The 26,325-nt window shown below is 72.6% G+C and carries 25 protein-coding genes and 1 tRNA gene; 17 read left to right on the forward strand and 9 right to left on the reverse strand.

Annotation, left to right across the window (positions count from 1 at the left end; all coding sequences use genetic code 11):
* Positions 1 to 246: 246 nt before the first annotated feature.
* Complete coding sequence (locus BLV24_RS04530) at positions 247 to 816, reverse strand: NADPH-dependent FMN reductase (protein ID WP_092679912.1); 570 nt, start codon at positions 814 to 816, stop codon at positions 247 to 249.
* A gap of 50 nt (positions 817 to 866) precedes the next feature.
* A complete protein-coding gene (locus tag BLV24_RS04535) occupies positions 867 to 1,223 on the reverse strand; it encodes a DoxX family protein (RefSeq protein WP_092679913.1) in 357 nt (118 codons plus the stop codon).
* A 132-nt stretch (positions 1,224 to 1,355) separates the two neighbouring features.
* Here BLV24_RS04535 and BLV24_RS04540 point away from each other — a divergent pair, with 132 nt between their 5' ends.
* The gene (locus tag BLV24_RS04540; protein ID WP_092679914.1) at positions 1,356 to 2,204 is read left to right on the forward strand and encodes a LysR family transcriptional regulator; all 849 of its coding nucleotides are present in this window, start codon (positions 1,356 to 1,358) and stop codon (positions 2,202 to 2,204) included.
* Between the two features lie 107 nt (positions 2,205 to 2,311).
* Here the strand turns inward: BLV24_RS04540 and BLV24_RS04545 are convergent, their stop codons facing one another.
* A complete protein-coding gene (locus BLV24_RS04545) occupies positions 2,312 to 4,051 on the reverse strand; it encodes a mechanosensitive ion channel family protein (RefSeq protein ID WP_092679915.1) in 1,740 nt (579 codons plus the stop codon).
* A 495-nt stretch (positions 4,052 to 4,546) separates the two neighbouring features.
* Between BLV24_RS04545 and BLV24_RS04550 the strand changes: the two genes are divergently transcribed.
* Positions 4,547 to 5,863, forward strand: coding sequence for a metal-dependent hydrolase family protein (locus BLV24_RS04550; RefSeq protein ID WP_092680268.1), 1,317 nt, complete (start codon positions 4,547 to 4,549; stop codon positions 5,861 to 5,863).
* Positions 5,864 to 5,977: 114 nt separating this feature from the next.
* On the opposite strand, the gene BLV24_RS04555 is transcribed toward BLV24_RS04550, so the two are convergent.
* Positions 5,978 to 6,054 (reverse strand) — tRNA-Arg (locus BLV24_RS04555).
* Between the two features lie 272 nt (positions 6,055 to 6,326).
* Here BLV24_RS04555 and purM point away from each other — a divergent pair.
* The 4 genes from purM (at position 6,327) to BLV24_RS04575 (ending at position 8,986) form a co-directional block, all read left to right on the forward strand.
* The gene (purM, locus tag BLV24_RS04560; protein ID WP_176954615.1) at positions 6,327 to 7,394 is read left to right on the forward strand and encodes a phosphoribosylformylglycinamidine cyclo-ligase; all 1,068 of its coding nucleotides are present in this window, start codon (positions 6,327 to 6,329) and stop codon (positions 7,392 to 7,394) included.
* A complete protein-coding gene (purN, locus tag BLV24_RS04565; RefSeq protein ID WP_092679917.1) occupies positions 7,391 to 7,993 on the forward strand; it encodes a phosphoribosylglycinamide formyltransferase in 603 nt (200 codons plus the stop codon). Before purM ends, purN begins: the two co-directional genes overlap by 4 nt.
* A gap of 12 nt (positions 7,994 to 8,005) precedes the next feature.
* Positions 8,006 to 8,392, forward strand: a complete 387-nt coding sequence (locus BLV24_RS04570) for a TfoX/Sxy family DNA transformation protein (RefSeq protein ID WP_092679918.1) — start codon at positions 8,006 to 8,008, stop codon at positions 8,390 to 8,392.
* 213 nt (positions 8,393 to 8,605) lie between these two features.
* The gene (locus BLV24_RS04575; RefSeq protein ID WP_092679919.1) at positions 8,606 to 8,986 is read left to right on the forward strand and encodes a rhodanese-like domain-containing protein; all 381 of its coding nucleotides are present in this window, start codon (positions 8,606 to 8,608) and stop codon (positions 8,984 to 8,986) included.
* 129 nt (positions 8,987 to 9,115) lie between these two features.
* Here the strand turns inward: BLV24_RS04575 and ndk are convergent, their stop codons facing one another.
* Positions 9,116 to 9,538, reverse strand: coding sequence for a nucleoside-diphosphate kinase (gene ndk, locus BLV24_RS04580; protein ID WP_092679920.1), 423 nt, complete (start codon positions 9,536 to 9,538; stop codon positions 9,116 to 9,118).
* Between the two features lie 109 nt (positions 9,539 to 9,647).
* Here ndk and BLV24_RS04585 point away from each other — a divergent pair, with 109 nt between their 5' ends.
* Positions 9,648 to 10,142, forward strand: coding sequence for a DinB family protein (locus tag BLV24_RS04585; RefSeq protein ID WP_092679921.1), 495 nt, complete (start codon positions 9,648 to 9,650; stop codon positions 10,140 to 10,142).
* Complete coding sequence (locus BLV24_RS04590; protein WP_092679922.1) at positions 10,139 to 10,651, forward strand: MaoC family dehydratase; 513 nt, start codon at positions 10,139 to 10,141, stop codon at positions 10,649 to 10,651. Before BLV24_RS04585 ends, BLV24_RS04590 begins: the two co-directional genes overlap by 4 nt.
* A 170-nt stretch (positions 10,652 to 10,821) precedes the next feature.
* Here BLV24_RS04590 and BLV24_RS04595 read toward each other — a convergent pair whose 3' ends face one another.
* On the reverse strand, positions 10,822 to 11,238 hold the full coding sequence (locus BLV24_RS04595; RefSeq protein WP_092679923.1) for a hypothetical protein: 417 nt from the start codon (positions 11,236 to 11,238) through the stop codon (positions 10,822 to 10,824).
* Positions 11,239 to 11,567: 329 nt separating this feature from the next.
* Here BLV24_RS04595 and BLV24_RS04600 point away from each other — a divergent pair, with 329 nt between their 5' ends.
* Both BLV24_RS04600 and BLV24_RS04605 read left to right on the forward strand, forming a co-directional pair.
* Positions 11,568 to 13,448 carry an ABC-F family ATP-binding cassette domain-containing protein gene (locus tag BLV24_RS04600; RefSeq protein WP_092679924.1) on the forward strand — a complete coding sequence of 627 codons (1,881 nt, stop codon included), beginning with the start codon at positions 11,568 to 11,570 and terminating at the stop codon, positions 13,446 to 13,448.
* Between the two features lie 131 nt (positions 13,449 to 13,579).
* Positions 13,580 to 13,834: a Rho termination factor N-terminal domain-containing protein gene (locus BLV24_RS04605; protein WP_092679925.1), complete on the forward strand. Its 255-nt coding sequence runs from the start codon at positions 13,580 to 13,582 to the stop codon at positions 13,832 to 13,834.
* Positions 13,835 to 13,959: 125 nt separating this feature from the next.
* Here BLV24_RS04605 and BLV24_RS04610 read toward each other — a convergent pair whose 3' ends face one another.
* Entirely contained in the window at positions 13,960 to 14,316 is a 357-nt protein-coding gene (locus tag BLV24_RS04610) for a cupin domain-containing protein (protein WP_176954616.1), read from the reverse strand.
* 116 nt (positions 14,317 to 14,432) lie between these two features.
* Here BLV24_RS04610 and BLV24_RS04615 point away from each other — a divergent pair, with 116 nt between their 5' ends.
* Positions 14,433 to 15,026, forward strand: coding sequence for a retropepsin-like aspartic protease family protein (locus BLV24_RS04615; protein ID WP_092679927.1), 594 nt, complete (start codon positions 14,433 to 14,435; stop codon positions 15,024 to 15,026).
* A 61-nt stretch (positions 15,027 to 15,087) separates the two neighbouring features.
* Here the strand turns inward: BLV24_RS04615 and BLV24_RS04620 are convergent, their stop codons facing one another.
* A complete protein-coding gene (locus BLV24_RS04620) occupies positions 15,088 to 15,549 on the reverse strand; it encodes a DNA polymerase III subunit chi (RefSeq protein ID WP_092679928.1) in 462 nt (153 codons plus the stop codon).
* A 229-nt stretch (positions 15,550 to 15,778) separates the two neighbouring features.
* Positions 15,779 to 17,269, reverse strand: coding sequence for a leucyl aminopeptidase (locus tag BLV24_RS04625; RefSeq protein ID WP_092679929.1), 1,491 nt, complete (start codon positions 17,267 to 17,269; stop codon positions 15,779 to 15,781).
* A gap of 606 nt (positions 17,270 to 17,875) precedes the next feature.
* On the opposite strand from BLV24_RS04625, the gene lptF reads away from it, so the two are divergent.
* The 6 genes from lptF (at position 17,876) to rsmA (ending at position 25,635) form a co-directional block, all read left to right on the forward strand.
* A complete protein-coding gene (gene lptF / locus BLV24_RS04630) occupies positions 17,876 to 19,033 on the forward strand; it encodes an LPS export ABC transporter permease LptF (protein WP_092679930.1) in 1,158 nt (385 codons plus the stop codon).
* Complete coding sequence (locus BLV24_RS04635) at positions 19,030 to 20,274, forward strand: LptF/LptG family permease (RefSeq protein WP_092679931.1); 1,245 nt, start codon at positions 19,030 to 19,032, stop codon at positions 20,272 to 20,274. The genes lptF and BLV24_RS04635 overlap by 4 nt, the downstream gene beginning before the upstream one ends.
* A gap of 215 nt (positions 20,275 to 20,489) precedes the next feature.
* A complete protein-coding gene (locus tag BLV24_RS04640; protein ID WP_143040213.1) occupies positions 20,490 to 22,682 on the forward strand; it encodes an LPS-assembly protein LptD in 2,193 nt (730 codons plus the stop codon).
* Between the two features lie 31 nt (positions 22,683 to 22,713).
* A complete protein-coding gene (locus tag BLV24_RS04645; RefSeq protein WP_092679933.1) occupies positions 22,714 to 23,760 on the forward strand; it encodes a peptidylprolyl isomerase in 1,047 nt (348 codons plus the stop codon).
* Positions 23,744 to 24,802: a 4-hydroxythreonine-4-phosphate dehydrogenase PdxA gene (gene pdxA, locus BLV24_RS04650; RefSeq protein WP_092679934.1), complete on the forward strand. Its 1,059-nt coding sequence runs from the start codon at positions 23,744 to 23,746 to the stop codon at positions 24,800 to 24,802. The genes BLV24_RS04645 and pdxA overlap by 17 nt, the downstream gene beginning before the upstream one ends.
* Positions 24,799 to 25,635: a 16S rRNA (adenine(1518)-N(6)/adenine(1519)-N(6))-dimethyltransferase RsmA gene (gene rsmA, locus BLV24_RS04655; RefSeq protein WP_092679935.1), complete on the forward strand. Its 837-nt coding sequence runs from the start codon at positions 24,799 to 24,801 to the stop codon at positions 25,633 to 25,635. Before pdxA ends, rsmA begins: the two co-directional genes overlap by 4 nt.
* Positions 25,636 to 26,325 lie beyond the last annotated feature (690 nt).

Below are 26,325 nucleotides of genomic sequence, written 5' to 3' on the forward strand. Positions count from 1 at the left end.
GCCCGCGCGGCGCGGGCGGCTCTTCGACGACCCGCAGCGGCAGGCGGGCGCAGGACAGGCAAGTAGCCGATCGTGGCCGGCATGTCTTCCGCGACGCCGGCATAAGTCGTCGCATCATCCCGAAGGCCGCCGTGATCGGGGGGCCGGCGCAGTCGGCCGTCCTCCGGGCGCGTCCGGCGGTCTGGCCGGCTCAACGCCAGGCGGTCGCGGCCTGCCGGACGCGCCTCGGGCGGCGCGTCTCCGGGCTCATGCGGCCTCTCCCTTTCGCGCCGGCGCCGTGACCAGGCCCAGAAGCGCGGCGTCCAGCGCCGCGATGTCCTCGGCCCCGGTGAGCGTTCCGGCCCCGGCGTCCCAGGCTTCGCCCCAGGCGCCGATCCCGTGGACGCCGCGCAGGTCGGCCCCGAAGAACGGCGCCAGCTGCGCCTGATGGCCCAGCACGCCCGCGCCGGCCCGCGGCCCCGGAGTGGCGGCGAGGAAGACCACCGGCTTGTCCTGCCAGACCTTCATGTCGATCCGGCTCATCCAGTCGAAGAGGTTCTTCCAGGCGGACGTGACCGTGCCGTTATGCTCCGCGAAGGAGACCAGCACCGCGTCCGCTTCGCCGATCCGGTCGAAGAAACGCCGCGCCGCCTGCGGAATGCCGGACGCGCCCTCGCGATCGATGGAATAGAGCGGCATCTCGAAGGCGTCCGGGGCGACGAAGGCGACCTCCGCCTCCGGCGACAGCGTGGAGCGGATGCGCGCCGCGGCGAATTCGACCAGGGCGCGGTTGATGGAGTCGCGGCTGTTGGTGGCGGCGAAAGCCAGGATCTTCATGGTCTCGGTCCTTTCCGACCTTGAACCGGGGCAAGCCTGCGGCGCGCCGGTCAGGCGCGGCCGAGATAGGCGGGAATCTGGGCGCGATGGACGTGGAGGACGCCGGCGCAGAGCAAGCCGAGGACGATGGCGGGGACGGCCGACGGCCCCAGAACCAGCCAGTGCGCCAGCGCCGCGCCGACCATCGTGGCGCCGAGCAGGCCAGCGCCCAGGACCTGACGGCCCGGCAGCCAGAGCAGGACCACGCCGGCGAGCTCGACGAGCCCGGTCAGATACCGGAACCCCTGCCCCAACCCGATCGTGTCGAAGGTCGCGACCATCATGTCGACGCCGGCGAGCTTGGCGCCTCCGGCTCCGACGAAGGCGAGCGACAGCAGAATGCGGAGACCTGTGGAGATGTGCTTCATGACGCTTGCGCCCTGTGTTCATGCGTGGCCGTTCGGTCCCGCAGATGCCACCGGCGGGCGATGCGCACCAGACGCCGAAACGCGCATCATATGCGCGTTGATGCGACATTACCGGCCTGCTAGTCAGGTCGCATGCAATACTGGACGGAACTTCGCACCGCGCTCATGCTCGCCCGCCATGGCTCCGTCAGCGCGGCGGCGGAGGCGCTGGGCGTGCACAGGGCCACGGTCAACCGGCACGTCGATACGTTGGAGGGGGCGTTCCAGACCCGCCTGTTTCAGCGCCACGCCCGCGGCTACGCGCTGACCGAGAGCGGGCAGGAGATGCTGGAGGTCGCCGGTCGCGCCGACGAGATGTTCGCCGATCTCGCCGGCCGCAACCGGGGGCGTTCGGGCCGGCTGTCGGGCAAGCTCGTCGTGACCGCCCTGGCCGGCGCCGCGCCGCTGATCGCGCCGGCGTTGCGGGACTTCCACTTCGAGCACCCGGAGATCGCGCTGGAATTCACGGCCACCGCGGATCTGGCGCGGCTTGAGCATGGCGAGGCCCATGTCGCCTTCCGCGCCGGGCCGAAACCGGAGACGCCGGACTATGTGGTCAGGCTGTTCCGCCATGTCCGCTTCGGTCTCTACGCCAGCCGCGACTATGTCCGCAGGCGGGGGCGGCCGGAGATCGGCGCGTTGGACGGCCACAGCTTCGTCGGCTTCAAGGAAGAAACCTCACGGCTCCCCTTCGCGGGGTGGATGCGGGACCATCTCGGCGCGGGCGCGAGGCTGATCCGGGTGACGGACCCGGAGGTGCTCGGCACGACCGTCAGGGCGGGCCTCGGCATCGGGTTCCTGGCTGAGCACGACGCGGCCCGGGACCCGGACCTGGTCGAGATCCTGCCCCCGTCGGAAGCCTGGTCGGCGCCGATCTGGGTCGTCACCCATGTCGATCTTCATCGCACCGAGAAAGTGCAGCGGTTCCTCGAAAAGCTCTGAACCCCGCCCCGGCCCGGCCTCGCCGCCGGGGTCGGCGTCGGGGCCGGCGTCGGGGCCGAAGCCTCCTGACGGGTCCGCGACAGGCCCCTTGGGACGGCGCGGCCGGATCAGCGGGCGCCCATCGCGTCGCCCAGCTCCCGCTTGCCGCGGGCGGCGAGGGCGGATTGCTCGGCACGCTCGCGGGCTTCGGCGTCGAGCCCGCTGTCCCGGCCCAGATAGACCGTCTGGCTGGGAAAGGCGAAGCCCGACCCCGCTTCCTCGATCGTTTCCTGAAGCTCAAGCAGCAGCGTCTCCTGGATCTCGAGGAACTCGGCGAAGTCGCGGGTCAGGACCTGCGCCCGGACCTCGATGTCGATCGCCGACGCGCCGAAGCCGACCAGCCGGACGCGGGGCATGCCGCCGCCCTCTTCGACCATCGGATGCGAGGCCAGGCGCCGGCGCATCGCTTCGAGGATCCACTCGATCTGCAGGCGCGAGGTCTCGTATCGCAGGCCCAGGACCTGGAGAAACAGGCACTTGTTGCGCACCGAGTAGTTGACGATGTGCATCTTCGCGAGATCGCCGTTGGGCACCGTGGTCAGCGTGCCGTCCAGGCCGCGCAGCCGCGAGGAACGGGGGCCGATCGCCTCCACCGTGCCCGTCGCGGCGCCGTACTGGATGAAGTCGCCGATCCGGAACGGACGGTCGACGAAGATCGAGACGCCGCCGAACAGGTTCTCGACCGTCGATTGCGCGGCCAGCGCCAGCGCCACGCCGCCCACGCCGACGCCGGCCAGGACCCCCAGCGCCGGGATCCCGATGCGGTCGGCGCCGAACAGCAGCACCGCCCCCGCCGCCATCAACCCCCCGACCCGCGCCAGCAGGCGCAGCAGGTGCGCGTCGTAGCTCTGGTCCGGGATCGCGGGCAGAGCCACGATCAGCTCCACGAAGAGATGGCAGGCCAGCAGCATCAGCCAGGCGAAGGCGAGGTGGAGCGCAAGGGTCGTCGCGACCACCTCGCCCTGGGCGAAGGCGCCGGTCAGGTTGCTCTGGTGCACGGCGAAGACATGCGCCTGCCAGGCGAGCAAGGCGAGCAGCGCAGGCGTGGTCATGCGCAGCGCGAGCCCCGCGGACGACTGCCGCCGCAGCCCGGTCCGCCCCATCAGCAGGCCCCAGCCCACCACCAGCGCGCCGGAACCCGCCCAGATCAGCACGGTCAGAACCACCTTCCAGGCCTGCGTCCCGAGGACCGGCGCCGCCAGAAACTCGGGCATCGCCGCGCTCAGCCCGGCGGGAATCGCGGGGCCGGTCCAGGCCATCAGCTCCCGGCTCCAGTCCGCGTGCAGGGTCTGCTGGACGAGCGGCGCGCTGCGGATGCGCGCGTGAAACGCCTCCAGCTGCGAGACGGTGCGCGGGGTGAACAGCCAGTCGCCGGACCGGGGGCCGGAGGCGACGGGGGCCATGACGATCTCGGTCCCGGGGATGGCCCAGCGGGCGGGAAGGTCGGCCGCGTCGTCGCCGCGGATCGACGCCGGATCGAGCGGGGGCAGACGCATCAGGATGTCGAACAGGTGGGTGATCGCGTCCACCGCCGCCTCGCCCCGCTGGGCCTGCGGCGTCTGGCTCAGGTCGAAGACCCGCGCCGAACGCGCCACGGCGGCGGAGATGGCGCGCGCATTCTCGCCGGTCCGCTCCCGCGTATAGGCGAGGAAGGCGGCCTCGATCTCCCGCGATGCTTCGAGGACCGAGCCGTAGGTCGCGCGGGGGCTGGAAAGCTCGAGCGGCGTAAGCGGGTTGGCCGCGCGATCCTGCGCGGCGACGGCCGAGGCGCAGACAAGGAAAGCCAGCGACAGGAACGCTCGGAGCATGGGAGGAGGCCTTTCGTATTTCGGTTCCGGCGCGCGCGGGCGGCCTGGCCAGCCGCCACGCGCCCTCGCGCGGCAGGCGGCGGACCCGGTCCCGGTCGGACGGGGACGCGGCTTGAGACGCGGCTTGAGACGCGGCCTGGGGCGCGGCCTGGGGCGCGGCCTGGGGCGCGGCTGTTTCAACAGGATCCCGCAGGCGCGCGATCGACGCTGCGCGCAGCCTAAACAGGCTTCCCTGGCGGCGCCATACGAATTCCGCTTCCGGAGCCGTCCGCATAATAACGAGCGTCTTCCGCGGGATACCCGCCAAGATTAGGATGGCGCGGCGGCGCCCTTCATGATTTTCTCCGCGCAACGATTACGCTCCGGAACCATATCGGGCCCGGCGGCGAACCCGGCGCCGGCTGCGGCGCCCGGACGAATGACGAGAAGCGCAGGAGATCCTCGATGTCGAAATCCGGACCCGGAACCGATGGCCTGAGACGGCGCGCGCGGCGGATGATTCGGGCGGCTACGCTGGCCGCTTCGCTGGCGGCGGGACCGGCGCTGGCCGAGGACGTGATCTTCACCAACGTGCGGATCTTCGACGGGATGTCCGATTCGCTCAGCGCGCCCTCGAATGTGAGGGTCTCGGGCAATCTGATCGCCGAGGTCTCGCAGGACGGGATCGAGGCGCCCGAGGGCGCGCAGGTGATCGACGGCGAGGGCGGCACATTGATGCCCGGCCTGATCGACGCCCACACCCACCTGATCATGGGATCGATCCCGATGGGCGTGCTGATGACGGGCGAGCAGAACTACATCCAGATGCGCGCCGCCCATGCGGCGGAAGCCTTCCTGATGCGCGGCTTCACCACGGCCCGCGATCTCGCCGGCCCGGTCTTCGGGCTCAAGCGGGCGATCGACGAAGGCTATGCGGTCGGCCCCCGTATCTACCCCTCGGGGGCCATGGTCTCGCAGACCTCCGGGCATGGCGACTACCGCATGATCTCCGAACTGCCCCGCGAGGGCGGCGCCGCGCATTATACCGAGCGCTACGGCTTCGCGGCGCTGGCCGACGGCGATAGCGAGGTTCTGCGCCGGGTGCGCGAGAACCTGATGCGCGGCGCGTCCCAGATCAAGCTGGCGGCCGGCGGCGGGGTGTCCTCGAACTACGACCCGCTGGACGTCTCCCAGTTCACCGAAGCGGAGATGCGCGCCGCGGTCGAGGCCGCCGCCGCCTGGAACACCTATGTGACCGTGCACGCCTACACGCCCGCCGCGATCCAGCAGGCGATCCGGGCCGGCGTGCGATGCATCGACCACGGCCAGCTCGCCGACGAGGAGACGGTGAAGATGATGGCCGAGGCTGGCGTGTGGTGGTCCATGCAGCCCTTCCTGGACGATGAGCACGCCATTCCCTTCCCCGAGGGCTCGCCCCACCGCGCCAAGCAGATCGAGATGTCGAACGGAACCGACACGGCCTATGCGCTGGCGAAGAAATACGGGGTGAATCTCGCCTGGGGGACCGACACGCTGTTCGACCCCGCGCTCGCCACCCGGCAGGGGGAGCAGCTGACCAAGATGGTGCGCTGGTTCACGCCGGCCGAGGTGCTGAAGATGGCGACCCATGACAACGCCCGGCTGCTGGCGCTGTCGGGCCCGCGCAATCCCTATCCCGGCAAGCTGGGCGTGGTCGAGGAAGGCGCGCTCGCCGACCTGCTGCTGGTGCGCGGCGACGTGCTGGCCGAGATCGAGCTGCTGGAGGACCCCGAGGCGAACCTGCTCGTGATCATGAAGGACGGCCGAATCCACAAGGACCTGGCCTCCGAGTGATGCGGGCCCCATGCGTCTGGGCGGACTGGGCGGACTGGGCGGACCGGGAGGCGCGGGAGCGGCGCGGCGACGGAGGCCGAATGCCGACCCGCGCCGCCCGGCTCGCTGAATTCATGGCGACCCCTCCAGGAATCGAACCCGGAACCTGCGGATTAGAAGTCCGCCGCTCTATCCAGTTGAGCTAAGGGGCCGCGATGCGCGCATGCGCGATGCGGGTTTAGCCGTCGGGCGGGCGCGCGGTCAACGGGCTGGACGGTGGGAAGCCGGACGGCGGGGGGATCGGAAGACGGCGGGGGGCCGGAACGCAGCGGGGATGCGACGCGGGCGGTCGCGGGCGCGGATGGCTTCCCCTGCCCCCGCGCCCGCGATAAAGGGGGCGCGGGATATCCCTCCGCCGACCCTGCCCCAGCCGACCCTGCCCGCGCCAGCCCCCCGCCCGCGCCCGCCGAACCGAGGAACCGCCATGACCCGCCGCAACGGCCTGACCTATCGCGACGCCGGCGTGGATATCGACGCCGGCAACGACCTGGTGAAGCGCATCGGCCCGGCCGCCGCCCGCACCCGCCGCCCCGGCGTCGCCGACGCGCTGGGCGGGTTCGGAGGGCTCTTCGACCTCAAGGCCGCGGGCTATTCGGACCCGGTGCTGGTCGCCGCCACCGACGGGGTCGGCACCAAGCTGCGCATCGCCATCGACACCGGACTGCTGGACGGCGTGGGCGTCGACCTGGTGGCCATGTGCGTCAACGACCTGATCTGCCAGGGGGCGGAGCCGCTTCTGTTCCTCGACTATTTCGCCACCGGCAAGCTCTCGGTCGACGAGGGCGCGCGGGTGGTCGAAGGCGTGGCCGAGGGCTGCGTGCGCGCCGGATGCGCCCTGATCGGCGGCGAGACGGCGGAGATGCCGGGCATGTATGCGGCCGGCGATTTCGACCTCGCCGGCTTCGCGGTCGGCGCGGCGGAGCGGGGCCAGACCCTGCCCGTCGCCTGCCAGGCGGGGGACGTGGTGCTGGGGCTCGCCTCCGACGGGGTGCATTCCAACGGCTTCTCGCTGGTCCGCCGGGTGGCGGAGGCGGCGGGGGTCGACTGGGCCTCGCCCTGCCCGTTCGGCGAGGGCACGCTGGGCGAGGCGCTGCTGACGCCGACCCGCATCTACGTGAAGCCGGCGCTGGCCGCGATCCGCGGCGGCGGCGTGCGGGCGCTGGCCCATATCACCGGCGGCGGACTGACCGAGAACCTGCCCCGCGTGCTGCCCGAGGGGCTGGGCGCCGAGATCGACCTGACCGCCTGGACCCTGCCCCCGGTCTTCGCCTGGCTGCGCGACGCCGGCGGGCTGGAGGAGGCGGAGCTGCTGCGGGTGTTCAACTGCGGCATCGGCCTGTGCGTGGTCGTCTCCGCCGGGGCCGCCGAGCGCATCGCCGCGGAGCTGACCGAGGCCGGCGAGACCGTCTATCGCCTGGGCGAGATCGTCCCCGTTGATGAGAGCGCCGATGCGGGCGCCGAGCCCGTGAGCTACCGGGGCCATCTGGCGTGACGGCCAAGCGTCGCGTCGCGATCCTTATTTCCGGGGGCGGGTCGAACATGCTCGCCCTGCTCGACGAGATGGAGAAGCCCGGCGCGCCGGCCGAGCCGGTGCTGGTGATGTCCAACGACCCCGAGGCCGGGGGGCTCGCGAAGGCCGCCGCGCGGGGCGTGGCGACGGCGGCGATCCCGCACAGGCCGTTCAGGGGCGACCGGGCCGCGCATGAAGCCGCGCTGATGGAAAAGCTGCGCGAGGCGGGGGCGGATCTGGTCTGCCTCGCCGGTTACATGCGCATCCTCACGCCGGGTTTCACCGGGGCGTGGGAGGGACGGATGCTCAACATTCATCCGTCGCTGCTGCCCAAATACAAGGGCCTGCACACCCATGCCCGCGCGCTGGAGGCCGGCGACGCCGAGCATGGCTGCACCGTCCACGAAGTCACCGCGGCGCTGGATGACGGGCCGATCCTGGGCCAGGCGCGGGTGAAGGTGGAGCCGGGCGACACGCCCGAGAGCCTCGCGGCGCGGGTGCTGACGCAGGAGCACCGGCTTTATCCCGCCGTGCTCACCCGCTTCGCCGCCGGCGAGCGCGCGCCGATCGCGCTGGACTGAGCGGAGGCCGGGATGGGCGAGCCGATCACCTCGATCCGCAATCTCGGCCCCAAGACGGCGGAGGCGTTCAAGCGCGCCGGCGTCGAGGACGCGGAGACCCTGCGCGCCCTGGGGCCGGACGAGGGCTACAAGCGCCTGCTGCTGGCCGGCGGCGCCCCGCATTTCGCGATGTTCTGGGCGCTGGTTCTGGGGCTGCAGGGGCGGCCGTGGAACGACATCTCCTCGACCGAGAAGAAGGCGCTCCGGAAACGGTTCAACACGGTGAAGCGCAGCCTGCGGGAGGCCGAGAAGCGCCGCAAGGCGAAGGCGCCGACCGACGGGCTCAGCGACGAGGAGGCGCGGCTGAAGCTGGAGGCGGCGCTGGACCGGCTGGGCGTTCGGGCGGTTGCGGGAGACTGAAACGCTCCGGCCGCCCCCGACCGGAGGAGCCGCGCGTCGACGGGCGCGCCCGTGGCCCGGTCGCGCCCGCGCGGCGTTGCGGGCCGGGGCGCTTGCGGGAAGGTCTCCCCCTCTCCGCCGCCGGCGCCCTTGCGATGACGGAGGAAGCGCATAGGTTCGGCTCCGACCCGGCCGACGCGACCCCTCGCGCCGCCGCGGATCGGGAGGCGCCGCATGACCAAGACGCTCAAGGACCTGATGGCGGAGGCCGAGACCGCCGCCCCCCGGATCACCGCCGCCGAGGCCCGCGCGATGATCGAGACCGAAGGCGCGCTGGTGGTGGACGTGCGCGACCCGGCCGAGGTCGCCGCCTCCGGCAAGGTCCCCGGCGCGGTCAACGTCCCCCGCGCCATGCTGGAATTCCGCGCCGATCCCGACAGCCCCGCCCATGCGGAGGGCTTCGAGCGGTCGCGCCCGGTGATCGTCTACTGCGCGTCGGGCGGACGCTCGGCGCTGGCGGGGCGGACGCTGGGGGAGCTGGGCTTCGAGACGGTCCGCAACCTCGGCGGGTTCAAGGACTGGGTGGAGGCCGGCGGCGAGGTCGATAAGGACTGAGACCGGGCCAGCCCCTGCGGCGCCCCGTGCCTGGCCGTGCCGTGCCTGGCCGGGCCGGGACATGAAAAACCCCCGCGCGAAGCCTCGCGCGGGGGTTCTTCGGTTCTCAGACCTGCGCGGTGGGCGCGATCAGCCGACCAGCTCGAGGCCGGAGAAGAAGAAGGCGATCTCGATCGCCGCGTTCTCGGCCGAGTCGGAGCCGTGGACCGAGTTCTCGCCGATCGACAGGGCGAAGGCCTTGCGGACGGTGCCCTCGGCGGCTTCGGCGGGGTTGGTGGCGCCCATCACTTCGCGGTTCTTGGCGACGGCGTTCTCACCCTCGAGCACCTGGACCACCACCGGGGCGGAGGCCATGAACTCGCACAGCTCGCCGTAGAAGGGCCGCTCGGCGTGCACTTCGTAGAACTTGCCGGCCTGGGCGGGCGTCAGGTGGATGCGCTTGGAAGCGACGATGCGCAGACCGGCGTCCTCGAACATCTTGGCGATGGCGCCGGTGAGGTTGCGGGCGGTGGCATCCGGCTTGATGATGGACAGCGTGCGTTCGACGGCCATGGTCCGGTCCTCTCGTGATCGGGAACATTCGTTGCGGTCGTCCGGACGGCGCGGGAAGCGCCCGCCGGACGGGTAAGGCGCGCGCCCGATAGCACGGGAGGGGAGAGGCATGAAAGCGCATTTCTTGATGTTCGCTCACTACAACGCATGGGCCAATCGTCGCCTCTACGCCGCGGCGGGGGCGCTGGCGGACGCGGATCGGCGCCGGGACGCGGGCGCGTTCTTCGGCTCGCTCCACGCCACGCTGAACCATCTGCTGGTCACCGACGTGATCTGGCTGGCCCGGCTGCGGAGCATCCAGGGCCCGCCCTGGGGGCTCGATCACATCGCCCATGACGATTTCGCCGACCTGACCGCGGCGCGCGAGGCGCTGGACGACGACCTGATCGCGCATGTGCGCGACGAGGCCGACCCCGCCGGGACCATCGCCTATCGGCGGGTGAGCGCGCCCGACCCCGTCGTGCAGCCGGTCGCGGAGGCGCTGGCGCATCTGTTCAATCACCAGACCCACCACCGCGGGCAGTGCCACGCGATTCTGACCCGGATCGCCGGCGAGGCGCCGGAACTGGACCTGCTCTTCCACCAGCGCGAGGCCGCTTCATGACCGACGCCCCTTCCCCCGCCCCCCTGCGCGCGCCCGTCTGGTTCGAGGACCTGGTCCCCGGCGCCGAGATCCGGACCGAGGGGGCCACGATCACCGAGGCCTCGATCCTCGACTTCGCCGCGCGCTGGGATCCGCAGCCGTTTCACCTGGACGTGGAGGCGGCGAAGGGCTCGATCTTCGGCGGGCTGATCGCCTCGGGCTTCCAGACCATGATGACCGCCTTCCGCCTGCTGCATGCGGAGAAGGTGATGAACCCGGCCTCGCAGGGCTCTCCGGGCATGGAGTCGGTGCGTTGGCTGGCGCCGGTGCGGCCGGGCGACACCATCCGCATGGTGGCCACGGTGCTGGAGGCGCGGGTCTCGGCCTCGCGTCCGCAGCTGGGGATCGTGCGCTGGCATTACAGCGTGCTCAACCAGCGCGACGAAGCGGTGATGGACTGGGTGTCGTCAGGGATGTTCCTGCGCGCGCCCGCGCATCGGCCCGAAGCGACGCCCGGCGCCGGGACCTGAGCGGGCGGCCTGACGGCGGCCCTCGCCCCTCTTGAAGAGGCCCCCCGAATACGTCCCCCGGAAACGCGACGCGGACGACGGGCCTGGGGATGAGCCCGTCGTCCAGCTCGACGCGCCTGGGGTGCACGCGTCGGAACGCTACGCTGGCTGCGCGGAATTTTGCACAACTTTTACGTGCGCGTCACTCTCGGCGCCCGATGGCTGGAACGCGGCCTGAACAAGGCGATATTGTGACCCGACGGCTCCGGCGTTTCCCCGCCGGAGACCTGCCCCCCGGCCCCGTCCCCGCGCCGCTCGCCCTCGACGAGCGCCCCGGCGCGGGCGCGCTGGATCTCCCCCACCAGTTCCCCGCAGTCGCAGCTCAGTTCGACGAGCGCGACCCGAGCGGCGCGCACGGTCTGGTCGTTGGATGAAAGTTGCGCGACGTCCGCGAGAAAGGCCGCGATCTGTCCCGCGACAAGTCCGGCCGAGTTGATCGCGTCCTCGGGCGGCAATTGATAGAGTTCGTCGAGCGTCTTGAAGACCGCGTCTTCCCGCGCCTCCTGGTCGACATCGTGTGCGGTCGTCCTGCGACGCTTGTTCGGCATGGCCGGGTCTCCCTTGGGCCTAGAAGCAGTTCCCTCGCCTGCACCTATGCGACCGAAAGTAGCAACTTGCTGACCGATGGCAAGTTGGCGTGGACGTAAGGCGGCGAAAAAGTTTCCGATCGGTGCGGATTATCCCCGCCGGCCGGCGCAAGGCGTCGCGACGCGCTCCGAACGATTTCACTTCAGAACCGCACGCAGGCGCCGATTTCCGCTCCGGATCGCCGGACAACGCCACGATTTCCGCGGCGCGACGCCGCCCCGCGCAGGTTTCCGGCCCCTGCGCGACGCTGCCGCTTCCCTCTTGCGCTGCGCTGCGGTATCGCCCCCGCATGATCACGCTGCGCGACATAGATTTCTCCATCGCCGGACGGCCGCTGCTTGTCGGCGCCTCCGCGGTGATTCCCACCGGCCGCAAGGTCGGGGTCGTCGGCCGTAACGGGACCGGCAAGACCACCCTCTTCCGCATGATCCGCGGAGAGCTGCACCCCGATGGCGGCTCGATCGAGGTGCAGCCCGGCCTGCGCCTCGGCGGCGTGGCGCAGGAGGCGCCCGGGACCGAGGACAGCCTGCTCGACACGGTGCTGATGGCGGACGAGGAGCGCGCCGCGCTGCTGGCCGAATCCGAGACCACCACCGACCCCGCCCGCATCGCCGAGGCGCAGGAGCGGCTGGCCGCCATCGACAGCCACACGGCCGAAGCCCGCGCCTCCGCCATCCTGCGCGGCCTGGGCTTCGACGCCGAGGCGCAGGCCCGGCCCTGCTCGGAATATTCGGGCGGCTGGCGGATGCGGGTGGCGCTGGCGGCGGTGCTGTTCTCGCGCCCCGACATCCTGCTGCTCGACGAGCCGACCAACTATCTCGACCTCGAAGGCTCGATCTGGCTGGAGAACTTCCTGGCCACCTGCCCGGCCACGGTGCTGGTCATCTCCCATGACCGCGGCCTGCTGAACCGGGCGGTGAACCATATCCTGCATCTCGACCGGAAAAAGCTGACGCTCTACGGCGGCGGCTACGACCAGTTCGAGGAAGTCCGCCGCCTGAAGATGGAGCAGACCCAGGCCGCCGCCGAAAAGCGCGACAAGGCCCGGGCGCATATGCAGAGCTTCGTGGACCGCTTCCGCGCCAAGGCCTCCAAGGCCAAGCAGGCGCAGAGCCGGATCAAGATGCTGGAAAAGATGCGGCCCATCGACTTCCAGGCCGATTCCGACGTGGCCCCCTTCTCCTTCCCCAGCCCGGCCGAACTGCCGCCGCCGCTGATGCAGGCGGAGCATGTGAGCCTCGGCTATGACGGGCGCGCGGTGCTGAAGAACCTCAGCTTCCGCATCGACCAGGACGACCGCATCGCGCTGCTGGGCGCCAACGGTCAGGGCAAGTCCACGCTGGCCAAGCTGATCTCCGGCCGCCTGCCGCCGATGGAGGGGGGCTGGCGCGTCTCTCCGCGGATGAAATGCGGGTTCTTCGCGCAGCATCAGCTCGACGAGCTGGTGGAGGGCGAGACCCCGATCCAGCACATCCAGCGCCACCGCCCCGACACGCCCCCCGCCAAGATCCGGGCGCTGCTGGCCGCGGGCGGGATCAACGCCGACATCGCCATGAACCCGGTGGAGAAGCTGTCGGGCGGCCAGAAGGCGCGGCTGCTGATGCTGCTCGCCGCCCGCGACGCACCGCATACGCTGGTGCTCGACGAGCCGACCAACCACCTCGACATCGAGAGCCGCGAGGCGCTGGCCCTCGCGCTCGCCGAATACGAGGGCGCGGTGATCCTGATCTCCCACGACCCTCACCTGGTGGAGGCGGTGGCGGACCGGCTGTGGCTGGTCAAGGACGGCGGCGTGAAGCCCTTCGAGGGCGACATGGACGACTACCGCAAGCTGCTGCTCGCCGAGCGCGGCGGCGGCGGGCGGCTGGCCAGCCAGGGCGAGAAGGGGCGCGCGAAGAACGGCAAGCGCACCCAGACCGAGACCCGCAAGATCCTCGCGCCCCTGCGCGCCGAAGTGCAGAAATGCGAGGAGCGGATGGCCAAGCTGGAGGGGATGCGCGACCAGGTGGACGCGATCCTGATGGACCCGGACTTCTACCAGAAAAGCTCCAAGACCAAGACCGAGGCGCTGCAGAAGAAGCGGGCCGAGATCGAGGCGGCGATGGAGCGGGCGGAGACCCTGTGGCTCGCCGCCCAGGAGAAGCTGGAAGCCGAGAGCGCCGCCGTCTGACGGCCCCGCCGGCCGGCGGCCCCGACCGGGCCGGCCGGTCGGGCGCGCCCGCCGGAGCAGCGCTCCCCCCCTTGTCGGCGGCGCGTCATGCGCCAGTTTTCCGGACGGACGCCCCCGAACGGAGACCCGCCATGAGCCGCCCCCGCATCAAGGACGAAGACACCTACGAAGCCCTGCGCCGCGACGGCGCGAGCAAGTCCAAGGCCGCGCGCATCGCCAACGCCAGCGCCGACCCCGACCGCAACCCCTCCGCCAGGGGGGGAGCGGCGCCGCCCTATGAGGACTGGACGGTCAAGGATCTCCGCGCCCGCGCCGCCGAGATCGGGATCGACGGGCGCAGCAGGATGCGCAAGGCCGAGCTGATCGAGGCGCTGCGCGACCGCTGACCCCGCGCGGCGGGGCCGGGACGTCCAGCCTCCGGCGGATCAGCCTCCGGCGGCGGACCATGCGGGGCGCGCCTCAGCCCCCCACGCCGCTCCGCCCGGCGCTCGCTCCGCCTCCCGCGTTCCGGTCAGCCTTTCGGCGCGTCCAGCCCGGTGCTCTCGGCCGGCGGGGCGAAGACGTCGACGGCCACCGTGTCCTCCAGCGCCTCGCCGCCATGGACCATGCCGCCGGGGATGTGCAGGACCTCGCCGGGGACCATAACGTAGTCCTTGGCCGCCTCGCCCTCCCCCAGCCGCAGGCGCAGCCTGCCCGACAGGACCAGGGTGAACTGCTCGTTGGGGTGGCTGTGCGCCGGGATCGCGGCCCCGGCGGCGACCACCGCGTGCTGGATCATCGCCTGTTCGCCCGACACCCGGCGCAGGGCGACGCCCGCCACCGGCGTCATCGGCGCCATGTCCTCGAACACGGTTTTCAGATCGGTCATGCGGGCCTCCCTCCGCGCTGCGACAGGCGCGGAGGATGGACCCCGCGGGCGGCCGCGGCAATGCCGACGCGACGCGGCCCTTGCCGGGACGGCGCTTCCGGACGACATGTGGAGGCATGTTCGACAGTCTCTCCTCCGACTCCGTCCCGCGCCTGGTCTACCTGGCGCTGCTCGGCGTGGCGGTGCTCGCCGGGGTCGGGGCGGCCTATCGGGGGCGGCGCTCCTCGGGGCTGCGCGACGCGCTGGTCTGGGGGCTGATCTTCCTCGGCTTCGTCGCCGCCTACGGGCTGCGCGACGACATATCCGGCGCGCTGTCGCCCCGCACCGCGGTGGTGAGCGAGGCGGGAGAGCTGATTCTGCGACGGGGCGCGGACGGGCATTTCCATGCGGCCGCCCAGGTCAACGGGGTCGAGATCAGCTTTCTGGTGGATACCGGCGCCTCGGGCGTGGTGCTGAACGCGGCCGACGCGCGGCGGGCCGGGTTCGCGCCGGAGGCGCTGTCCTTCACCGGGCGCGCGCGCACCGCCAATGGCGACGTGCGGCTGGCCCCGGTGCGGCTGGATCAGGTGTCGCTGGGGCCGGTGGAGGCGCGCGGGGTCCGGGCCTCGGTGTCGGAGGGGGAGCTGTTCTCCTCTCTGCTCGGCATGAGCTTTCTCAACCGCTTCGCACGGGTGACGGTGGAGGGCGACCGGATGATCCTCACGCCCTGACCCCCTGACCCTCTGGTCCTGACCCTGACCCTGCCCCTCCCGCGGGCCGGCGGGCGCGGGCTCAGCCGCTCGTCGCCTTCTTCACCCAGCGCCCGCCGTCCTGCGCCCAGTATTGCGCCGTGATCCCGCCGGCGACTGTCTGTTTCCACAGGCCCCGGGCCTGATCAAGGCGCTGCGGATCGGCGCCGTCGAAGATCACCATCACCCGCTCGAACCCCTTCATCTCCTCCGGCGCGGCGGAGGCGCCGGCGATCAGCATCAGCACGGCGGCGCCGTTCGGGGCCTCCGGCCCGGCGGTGATGTAGACGGGCTGGCCGGCCGGGTCGCCGTCGCCGGCGGTCCCGTGGGGCAGGAACGACTCCTCGCGATAGGTCCACAGCATCCGGTCCACCGCCGCCACCGCCGCGCCCGAGCCGCAGCGCGCCAGCACCCGCCAGCCCCGGCCGAGACATTTCTCGATCAGGTCCGGGGCGGTCTGCTCCAGCGAGCCGTCGGTGAGGTGGTAGAACCAGGCCTCGGCCATGTCGCGCGGGCTCCAGTTGGGGGGCGGGGGGCGGTCGTGCAGCCGTCAGGGGAACGTCGGGCCGGCGCCCAGATTGCGCCGCGACGGCGGGAAGGTCGAGCCCCGGCGCCGCATCGGCCGCCGGGCGCCCGGATCGGAGCCCGCGCCCGTCGCGCCGCAGGCGGGACGACGGGCGCGGGGGGCTCGACGCCCCCCGCGCCCGTCCGCCCCTCGCAGGGGGCCGGCCGCTTCAGCCCGCCTCGCGCCCGCGGACCAGGGCGTCGACGGCGCGCACGCCCCAGCCCGTGGCCCCGCGCGGGCTGAGATCCAGCGCCTCGGAGCGCAGCGCCACCCCGGCGATGTCCACATGGATCCACGGCGTCTCGTCCTTCACGAAACGCTTGAGGAACTGCGCCGCGGTGATCGAGCCGCCGGCCCGCCCCCCGCCCACATTCTTCATGTCGGCCAGCCGCGACTTGATCTGCTTGTCGTAACCCGGCCCCATCGGCATCCGCCACGCGGCCTCGCCGGCGGCCTCGGCGGCGGCGGCGAACTCGGCGCAGAATTCGTCGGAATTGGAGAAATACCCCGCCGTCTCATGCCCCAGCGCCACGATGATGGCGCCGGTCAGCGTGGCGAAATCCATCATCGCGGAGGGCTTGAACCGATCCTGCGCGTACCACAGCACGTCGGCCAGCAGCAGCCGGCCCTCGGCATCGGTGTTGATGACCTCGATCGTGTCGCCCTTCATCGACTTCACGATGTCGCCCGGACGCTGGGCGCGGCCGTCGGGCATGTTCTCCACCAGGCCGACCAGGCCGACCACGTTGGCCCTGGCCCCGCGCAGGGCCAGCCCGCGCATGACGCCGGCCACCAGACCCGCGCCGCCCATGTCCATGGTCATCTCCTCCATGCCCCCCGCGGGCTTGAGCGAGATGCCGCCGGTGTCGAACACGACCCCCTTGCCGACCAGCGCCAGCGGCGGCTCGTCCCCGCCGCCCTTCCACTGCATGACCACGACCTTGGTGGGCGACTCGGACCCCATGCCCACGCCCAGCAGCGCCCCCATGCCGAGCGCCTTGAGGTCGTCCTCCTCGAGGATCTCGACCTCCAGCCCCAGCTCGCCCATGGCGGCGAGGCGGGCGGCGAATTCCTCGGTGCCCAGCACGTTGGCGGGCTCGTTCACCAGGTCGCGGGCGAAGAACACGCCCTCGGCCACCGCCATGTTGGCGCGCGAGGCGCGGGAGACCTTCTCGGGCGCGTCCACGGCGAAAGTCACCGGGGCGGGGGCGACCCGGTCGTCCTCGCCGGTCTTGTAGACGTCGAAGCCGTAGGCGCGCAGGGCGAGGCCGAAGGCGATCTCGGCCACGGTTTCGGGCGCGAGGTCCGCGGCGAGCACGGTGGAGGGCTTGCGTCCGGTCTTGCCGGCCAGCGCGGCGGCGAGCGCGCCGCCCGCCTTGCGGGCGTCGGCCGGGTCGTCGCCTTCGCCCAGCGAGACGAGCAGCAGCAGGTCGGCCTCCAGCCCGGCGGGGGCGGGAATGCGCATCACGGCGCCGGCCTCGCCCTTCCATTCCGTGCCCGAGACGGCGCGGCGCAGGCCGCCGGACATGGCGGCGTCCACGGCCTCGGCGCCGGGGCCGAAGCCCTCGGCCCCGGCGCAGACCGCCACGATGATGCCGGCGGCGGAGGCGAGGTCCACCTCGTCCTTGGCCACGAATTCGATGTCGATCGGCGCGGTCATCGCGGGTCCTCCCAGGAAGCGTTTTTTCGAACGGCGGGGCGCGCTTGGGCCCGCGCATGGGGTCATGCGGCGGGGCGGCGCGCGCGGCCGAGGGCTGCGGGGCGGCTGCGGGGGCGACCAGCCTCCCTGCCGTCCGGCCCCGTCGGGCTCGGCCCATCGACCATGCTCCGCGGCGGCGAGGCAAGGGATGCATCGTCGCGTCGCAGGCCGTGACGGGGGCCACGTCTGGGGCCGCGCCGGGGCGGTTCCGCGGCGACCGTCGCGCGGGGCGGCTGGCGCAGGAGGCGCCGCGACGACCCGGGCGCCAGGCGTCCCCCGCCCACCCGCGGCGCAGGGAGACCGAGCGCCGGGGGGCGACGTCGAAGCCCGCGCGACGCGGCCGCGCGCCGCGGGCGGATCGGCGCCGCCTGGCGCCCGGGTGGTCGCGGCGCTCCCTCCCCCTTCCGGGTCCGCCCGCCCCGCCCCTCCCCGCCCCTCTCCGCACCCCTCGCGTCCCGTCCCTTCCCGCCCCGCGGCGCCCTGCCGCCGGCGCATCACGAAGTTTCCAGCGGCCGGGGCGCCGCATCGCCTTGCCATCGCCCCCCTCCCCCCGCCATTTAAGTCGCCATGAGCAAAACCGTCTCGCGATACGTGATCGGCCAGATCCTCGGGCCCTTCGGCCTGTTCTCCCTCGTGCTGCTGGGGCTGGTCTGGCTCACGCAATCCCTGCAGGTGATCGAGACGGTGGTGGCCTCGGGCCAGTCCGCCATCCTCTTCGCCCAGTTCGCCGTGCTGCTGCTGCCGGTGGTGATGTCGCTGATCCTGCCGGTCGCGGCCTTCGCGGCGGCGCTCTACGCGCTCAACCGCATGTTCGTGGATTCGGAGATCGTGGTGCTGATGTCCGCGGGCATGAGCCGGGTGGCGCTGGCGCGGCCCGTCGCGGCCTTCGGGGGCGGGGTGATGATCGCCATGGCGGTGGTCACGCTCTATCTCATGCCCAGCGCCAGCCGCGAGCTGCGCGGCCAGATGGCCGAGATGGGCGCCGATATCGCCGGGGCCCTGCTGCGCGAGGGCGAGTTCATCACCCCGGCCGAGGGCGTCACCGTCTATGTCCGCCGCACCGCCCGCGACGGCCAGATGGCCGGGCTTTTCGTGCAGGACGACCGCGATCCCGACGCCCGCCTGACCTACACCGCCGAGCGCGCCGCCCTGGTGCGCACCAATGACGGCCCGCGCCTGGTGATGTTCGACGGCGCCGCCCAGCGGCTGAACCCCGACGACCGCACCCTGTCGGCGCTGAGCTTCGACAAGCTGGTCTACGACCTCTCCACCCTGGTGGAGCCGGGGGCGTCGCGCCGGCTCAAGCCCTCGGAATACCACGCCTGGGACCTGGTCTCCCCCAGCGAGGACATGCTGGACGGCCGCCCGCGGGACGAGTTCGTGGCCGAGGGGCATGAGCAGATCTCCGCCCCGCTCTATTCTGTGGCGCTGCCGCTGATCGGGCTCGCCTGCCTGCTGGGGCCGGGCTTCCGGCGGCGCGGCTACGGCAAGCGGGTGGCCGCGGCGGTGGCGCTGGCGGCGCTGTGCCGGATCGCCGGCGTGGCGGCGAAATCGGCGACCTCGGACGTGGCCGAGCTGTGGCCGACCATGTATCTCGCCCCCGCGCTGGGGGCCGGGCTGGCGCTGCTGGTGCTGTGGCGGGGCCTGCCCGGAGGCCAGGGCAGACGCGCCCCGCCGCCCGCCTCTCCCAACTCCCCCGCCCCGGATGCGGGAGCCTCGGCATGATCGGCACGCTGTCCCTCTATATCGCGCGGCGCTTCTTCGGCGCGGCGCTGGCGGCGTTCGTGTCGATCCTGCTGCTGGTCACCCTGATCGACCTGGTGGAGCAGCTGCGCCGCTCCGCGGGCACCGACACCGGCTTCGCGCAGGTGCTGGAGCTCGCGATCCTGCACGCCCCCGCATTGATGCTGGAGATCCTGCCCTTCCTGGTGCTGATCGCCGCCATGGCCTGTTTCTCCCGGCTCGCGCGGGCCTCCGAGCTGGTGGTGACGCGGGCGGCGGGGATCTCGGTGTGGCGTCTGATCACGCCGGCGGTGGTCACGGCGGCGCTGCTGGGGGTGGTCGCCTTCGGGTTGCTCAACCCCCTGTCCTCGGGCCTGCTGCAACGGTTCGAGCGGCAGGAGGCGCGCTGGATCAAGGACCGCACCAGCCTGCTGTCGATCTCCGAGAACGGCCTGTGGCTGCGCCAGGCCGAGGGCGGCGGCGCCCAGGCCGTGGTCCACGCCCTGCGGGCCAATGGCGACGGCACCCAGCTATGGGACGCGACCTTCTTCCGCTTCGGCCCCGGCGACCTGCTGGAGGGCCGGATCGAGGCGACCCGCGCGGTGCTGGAGCCCGGCACCTGGACCCTCTACGACGTGCGCCGCTGGCGGCTCTCCGGGGCCGAGGGCGGGGACGCCCCCCCGAACGGAGCCGCGAACGGAGCCGCGAACGGGGAGGCGGACGGGGTGGCGGACGGCTGGGCTGCGGCGGCCCCCGCGGAGGACGACGCCTCCGAGGGCCTTCCCCCGACGCAGAGCGGCACCGCCCGCGCCATGCAGTGGGAGGATCTCGATTCCCTCACCCTGCCCACCGGCCTGACCCGCGCCCAGATCCTCGAAAGCTTCGCCAGCCCCAAGACCATCTCGTTCTGGGAGCTTCCCGGCTTCATCCGCAGCCTGGAGGCCGCCGGCGTCAGCTCCACCCGCCATCGCATGCATTGGCAGGCGCAGCTCGCCCAGCCGCTGCTGTTCGCGGCCATGGTGCTGATCGGCGCCGCCTTCTCCATGCGCCATGCGCGATTCGGCGGCCTCGGGCTGATGGCGCTGGGGGCGGTGGGGGCCGGGCTGGTCTATTTCTTCCTCGCCAACGTCACCCAGGCCTTCGGGTCTTCGGGCGCGATCCCGGCCCCACTGGCGGCCTGGATTCCGCCCGTGGCGATGACGCTCTGCGCGCTCGGCTTGCTCCTGCATCTAGAGGACGGCTAAGGAGGGAGCCCGAGGCCGGCGATCCGGCGACCGACCAGGAACCGCCCTTGCCCGCGACCCCTCCGACGCCGCCCCGCCCCCGCGCCGCCCAGACGCTCCGGGCCGATGGTTTCGCGCCCCTCCGGGCCGATGGCACCGCGCCCCTCCGGGCCGATGGTTTCGCGCCCCTCCGCGGCCCGTTCGCGCGCGCGCTGTCGGGGGCGGGCGCGCTCGCCGTGGCGGCGGCGCTCCTCCCCCACGGACCGGCCCTCGCCCAGACCGCGGCGGAAGCGGGCCCGAGCGGACTTTCCGCAGCGCTCGGCGCGCAGGAGGTCGAGGGACCGGTCAGCCTGATCGCCGACAAGGTCACCTATGACACCCAGGCCGACAGCCTGACCGCCGAGGGCGATGTCGAGGTCTATTACGGCGACCGCACCCTGACCGCCTCCCGCGTCGTCTACTATCCCGGCCTCGACCGCATCGAGGCGACCGGCCCGATCATGCTGCGCGGGGGCGGCGAGGGCGCGACCGTGATCGCCGATTTCGCCGATCTCGATTCGCGCCTGCGCGACGGCCTGATCCGCGGCGCCCGCGCGCTTCTGCGCGACGACGCCCGCTTCGCCGCCGCCGAGGCGCGGCGCATCGACGGGCGCTACAACGTGCTCAGCCAGGCGGTGTTCTCGCCCTGCGTGGTCTGCCCGGAGGATCCGACGCCCCTCTGGCGCATCCGGGCCGAACGCATCGTCCATGACGAGCGGACCCGCACCGTGCATTACGAGAACGCCACCTTCGACGTGCTCGGAACCCCGATCGCCTGGTCGCCCTATTTCCGGCACCCCGACCCGACCCTGAAGCGCGCCAGCGGACTTTTGCCCCCGATCTACAAGCAGGACAGCAATTTCGGCCAGGGCCTGAAGATCCCCTATTACTGGGTGCTTTCCGACCAGGCCGACGTGACCCTGACCCCCTACATGACCACCGATGACGGGCTGATCATGGAGGGCGAGTATCGCGGCGAGTTCGAGCGCGGCTCGATCAGCCTCGCCGGCTCGATCACCTACCAGGATTACGACGGCGAAGACCGGCTGCGCGGCCATGTCTTCGGGGCCGGGCTCTACCGCTTCGGCGACGGGCTGGAGGCGGGGTTCAGCATCGAGCAGGCCTCGGATGACGGCTACCTGCGCCGCTACGACTTCTCCGACGACGACCGGCTGGAGAGCGAGCTGTTCCTGCGCGGCTCGGACCAGAGCGGCTGGGGCGAGGTCTCGCTGGTCCGCTTCCAGTCCCTGCGCGACGACGAGCCCTTCGGCCAGATCCCCCAGGCCATCCCCACGGTGGAGGGGCGCAAGGTCTGGGACGCGCCGATGGGCGGCCAGTTCGGGCTGGATTTCGGGGGCTACCTGCTCAAGCGCACCCAGGGCCAGGACACCGCGCATGGCTTCATCGGGGTGGATTACGAGAAATCCTGGATCACGACCCCGGGCATCCAGGTCACCGCCTATGGCGACCTGCGCGCCGACGGCTGGCGGTTGCAGGACCAGACCGGGACCGATCCCAGCGAACGCAGCCGCTTCGGACCCACCCTGGCGCTGGAGGCGCGCTACCCGCTGCTGCGCCGCGACGGCGAGGGCGACTGGCTGAGCGGCCTGCTCGGCGAAGGCCCCGTCACCCACCTGGTCGAGCCCATCGCCCAGGCGGTCTTCGCCACCTACCAGGACGACAGCCCGGCCTTCCCCAACGAGGACAGCCAGCTGGTGGAGTTCGACGAGACCTCGCTGTTCTCCCTGCGCCGTCACACCGGCTGGGACGGGTTCGAGGAAGGCTCGCGGCTCAATCTCGGCCTGCGCTACGCGCGGCTGGGCGATGACGGCACGCGCTTCTCCATCGCCGGCGGCCGGGTGCTGCGCCCCAGGGAGATCGGGTCCTTCCCGGCGGGCATCGGGCTCAACAAGCGGGAATCGGACTTCGTGGGGGCCTGGTCGCTGGACCTGCCCGGGACCGTGAAGCTCGCCCACCGGATCCGCGTCGGCGACGACCTTGAGATCAACCGCAACGAGGTTTACGGCTCCACCGCGCTCGCGGGGCTGGAGCTCGCGGGATCCTACGCCTGGCTCGCAAGCGATGCGGTGACGCCGATCGACCGCCATGAAGTCGCCGCGGAGGCGCGTTACGGCCTGACCCGCAACTGGTACGTGGGGGGAGAGCTGCAGCGCGACCTGGAATCGGAACGCTGGGTGCGCACCGAGGCGCTTGTGGGATATGCCAACGAATGCGTGGATTTCGCCGTGTATGTGGGCCGGCGTTTCACCTCGACCGAGGATGTTCCGGCCTCGACCTATTTCGGACTGCGCGTGAACCTGTGGGCGCTGGGGGCCGGCGACGGTCCCGCGGCCCCCGCGGCGGGCGCCTGCGCGCCGAAGCTGCAGTGAGCCGCCGGACGAGACGAGAGGAAAGAGACCGATGACTCCGATCCAGATCCGCCCCGCCGGCCGCCGCCTGCCGATGGCGCGCCGCGGCTTGCGGCGCTCCTCGGGGATGGGCGCGGAGACGGCCCGCCGGGTCGCGCGCGGCCTGGGCTCGGGCGCGCTGGGGCTGGCGCTGGCGCTCGCCGCCGCCGCCCCGGCCCTGCACCCGGCCCGCGCCGCCGCCCAGAGCCAGGCCAACGCCTTCGAAGCCGCCGCCTTCGTCGACGGCAAGGCGATCACCAATTTCGACGTGCAGCAGCGCGCACGCCTGCTGCGCATGAGCGGCGTGCGCGACGAGATCGACCTGGAGATCGGGCTCGAGTCGATGATCGACGAGCGTCTGAAACGCGCCGCCGCCTCCGCCGCGGGCATCGAGATCGACCCCCAGGAGGTCCAGGACGGTCTCGGCCGCTTCGCCCAGGCCCAGGGCGCCGCGACCCCCGCCGCGCTGGAGGCCAAGCTGCGCCGCGCCGGCGTATCGCTGGTCGTGGCCCGCGAGTTCATCGAGACCGAGCTTCTATGGTCCGCCCTGATCCGGCGCGACTATCAGCCGACGGTGGATCTCGGCCCCGGCGAGGTGGAGGACCAGATCAAGGCGCTGGGGCTCGACAAGACCGTCGAATTCTCGTTGGGCGAGATCGCCATGGCGCTGGGGGCGAACCCCGAGCAGGTGCAGGAACGCGCCCGCCAGATCGTCGCCGAGGTGCGCGGAGGCGGCGATTTCCAGGCCGCCGCCAAACGCTGGGGCCAGACCCAGAGCGCGCCGCGCGGCGGCATGGTGGGCTGGGCGCCGGCCGCGCAGCTGCCTCCGCAGCTCTCCCAGATGCTGGAGCGGATGCAGCCCGGCGAGGTCACCGACCCGATCCCCGTCCCCCGCGGCGTGGTGATCCTGAAGCTGGTGGACCGGCGCGAGACCCCGCGCGAAATGACCGACGAGGACCGCGAACGGGTGCGCGTCCAGCTTCTCGAACAGCGCCTGTCGCGCCTGGCGGAGGGTCGCCTGCAGGAGCTGCGGGCGCGGGCCTATGTCGAACGTCGCTGAGCCGGGCGCGCCCGCGGCGCCCGTCGCCCTGACCTGCGGCGACCCGGCCGGGATCGGCGCCGAGATCGCCGCCGGCGCCTGGGCCGCCCTGCGCGACGATCCCGCCTGCGCCTTCTTCCTGGTGGGCGATGCGGACTGGGCGGCCTCGGGCGGCGCGCCCGTCGCCCGCATCGGCGCGCCGGGCGAGGCCCGCGCCGCCTTCGCCGCCGCCCTGCCCGTCCTGCACCGCCCGCTGGCCGCCCCCGCCCCCGCGGGACGGCCCGAGCCTGCGAACGCCCCCATGGTCGTCGCCTCGATCGAGGAAGCCGTGGCCCTGGCCCGCGCAGGCGAGGCCGGCGCGGTCTGCACGCTGCCGATCAACAAGAAGGCGCTCTATGACGGGGCCGGCTTCGCGCATCCCGGCCATACCGAGTTCCTCGCGGCGCTGGCCGGCGTCGCGCGCCCGGTGATGATGCTGGCCGGCCCGCAGCTGCGCGTGGTCCCGGTGACCATCCACATCGCGCTCGCCGACGTGCCCCGCGCCCTGACCGGCGCGCTGATCGAGGACACCGTGCGCGTCGCCGCCGCCGATCTCGCGCGGGATTTCGGCCTGGCCCGGCCGCGGATCGCGCTGGCCGGTCTCAACCCCCATGCGGGCGAGGGCGGCGCCATGGGGCGCGAGGAGATCGAGATCATCGCCCCCGCCGTCGCCCGCCTGCGCGCCGAGGGGCTGGACGTGGCGGGGCCGCTCCCCGCCGACACCCTGTTCCACGCCGCCGCCCGGACGCGCTACGACCTGGCGGTGTGCATGTATCACGACCAGGCGCTGATCCCGATCAAGGCGCTGGATTTCGACCGCGGGGTGAACGTGACGCTGGGCCTGCCCTTCATCCGCACCTCCCCCGATCACGGCACCGCCTATGACATCGCGGGCAAGGGGCTGGCCGAGCCGACCAGCCTGATCGAGGCCCTGCGCCTCGCCGCCTCCATGGCCGCCATGCGCGCCGGGGCGGGTGTTGGCGCGGGTGTCGGGGCGGGCGTCGGGGCGGGCGCGGGGACATGAGCGGCTCTCCCGACGGGTTGCCGCCGCTGCGCGAGGTGATCGCGGAACATGGGCTGGCGGCGAAGAAGGCGCTGGGCCAGAATTTCCTGCTCGACCTCAACCTGACGCGCCGCATCGCCCGGGCGGCCGGCCCGCTGGAGGGCGTCGAGGTGCTGGAGGTCGGCCCCGGCCCCGGCGGGTTGACGCGGGCGCTGCTGATCGAGGGCGCGGCGCGCGTGCTGGCGGTGGAACGCGACCCGCGCTGCCTGCCCGCCCTGGCCCAGATCACCGCGGCCCATGACGGCCGGCTGGAGGTGATCGAGGGCGACGCGCTGGAGGCCGGGGCCGAGGCGCGGATGCGCGGCCCGTGGCGGATCGTGTCGAACCTGCCCTATTACGTGGGCACCGAGCTGCTGGTCCGCTGGCTGGAGGCCGAGGCCTGGCCGCCGGGCTGGGACTCGCTGACGCTGATGTTCCAGCGCGAGGTGGCGGACCGGATCGTGGCCGGGCCGGGCTCCAAGACCTGGGGGCGGCTGTCGGTGCTGGCGCAGTGGCGCTGCGACGCGCGGATCGCCTTCGAGGTGCCGGCGTCGGCCTTCACGCCGCCGCCCAAGGTGACCTCCGCCGTGGTGCTGCTGCGGCCGCTGGCCGAGCCGCGCTTTCCGGCGCCGGCGGCGGCCTTGCGGCGGGTGACCGCGGCGGCTTTCGGGCAGCGCCGCAAGATGCTGCGCCAGAGCCTGAAGCAGGCGACGCCCGACGCGCTGGGTCTCTGCGCGCGCGCGGGGGTGGCGGAGACGCTGCGGGCCGACGACGTGGATCTGGCCGGCTTCTGCGCGCTGGCCCGCGCGCTCTGATCCGGTTTTGCGGAGGGCTCCCCTCTCCGCCGCGCGCGGAGCGGATGCTTCGGGCGTCCCGCAGGCGCCGCCCCGGCGGTCTCGCCAGGCCGCGCCCGGCCGCCTGCGGCGCGCATCGCGGACGGCGCCGGGCGGCCAGGTTTCCTGGGACCGAGGCGGAGACAAGGGACCGGGAGGCCGGGGATAGGGCGGCGGGGAACAGGGGGCGGACCGGAGCCTGATCCGCAGAGCCGCGGGACGGGAGACGGGAGACGGGAGACGGGAGACGGGAGACGGCCGGGACGATCCGATCACGGGGGGCCGGTCAATGGCGCCGTCTCTCACCCTTTCCCGTCGATCGCATTCCCCGGCCCCGCGTCGGGATGGGGGGATGCGACGCGGACGGCGGGAGACGGCCTGGGGTCAGCTATCCGTCGCCGGACATCGGGGCGTCGGGGCCGGGCGGCTGCGTCGCCGGCGCAGGCGTCCGTTCCCTTGGCCCATCACCGCGGCCCAACACCACGGTCTAGCACCACGGCCCGCACCCTTCGTCAGTATCCGTGGCCCGAACCCTTCGTGCCTATCGTTGGCCCCCACCCTTCGTCAGCACACACGGCCAGAACCCTTCGTCCCCATCCGCGGCCGGTCGCCCTGGCCCCACCCTTGGCGCCCCTCCCCTTGCAGGGCGAAGCGCGCCGTCCCGCGCGACGC

Source organism: Albimonas donghaensis, from assembly GCF_900106695.1.
Classification (GTDB): Bacteria; Pseudomonadota; Alphaproteobacteria; order Rhodobacterales; family Rhodobacteraceae; genus Albimonas; species Albimonas donghaensis.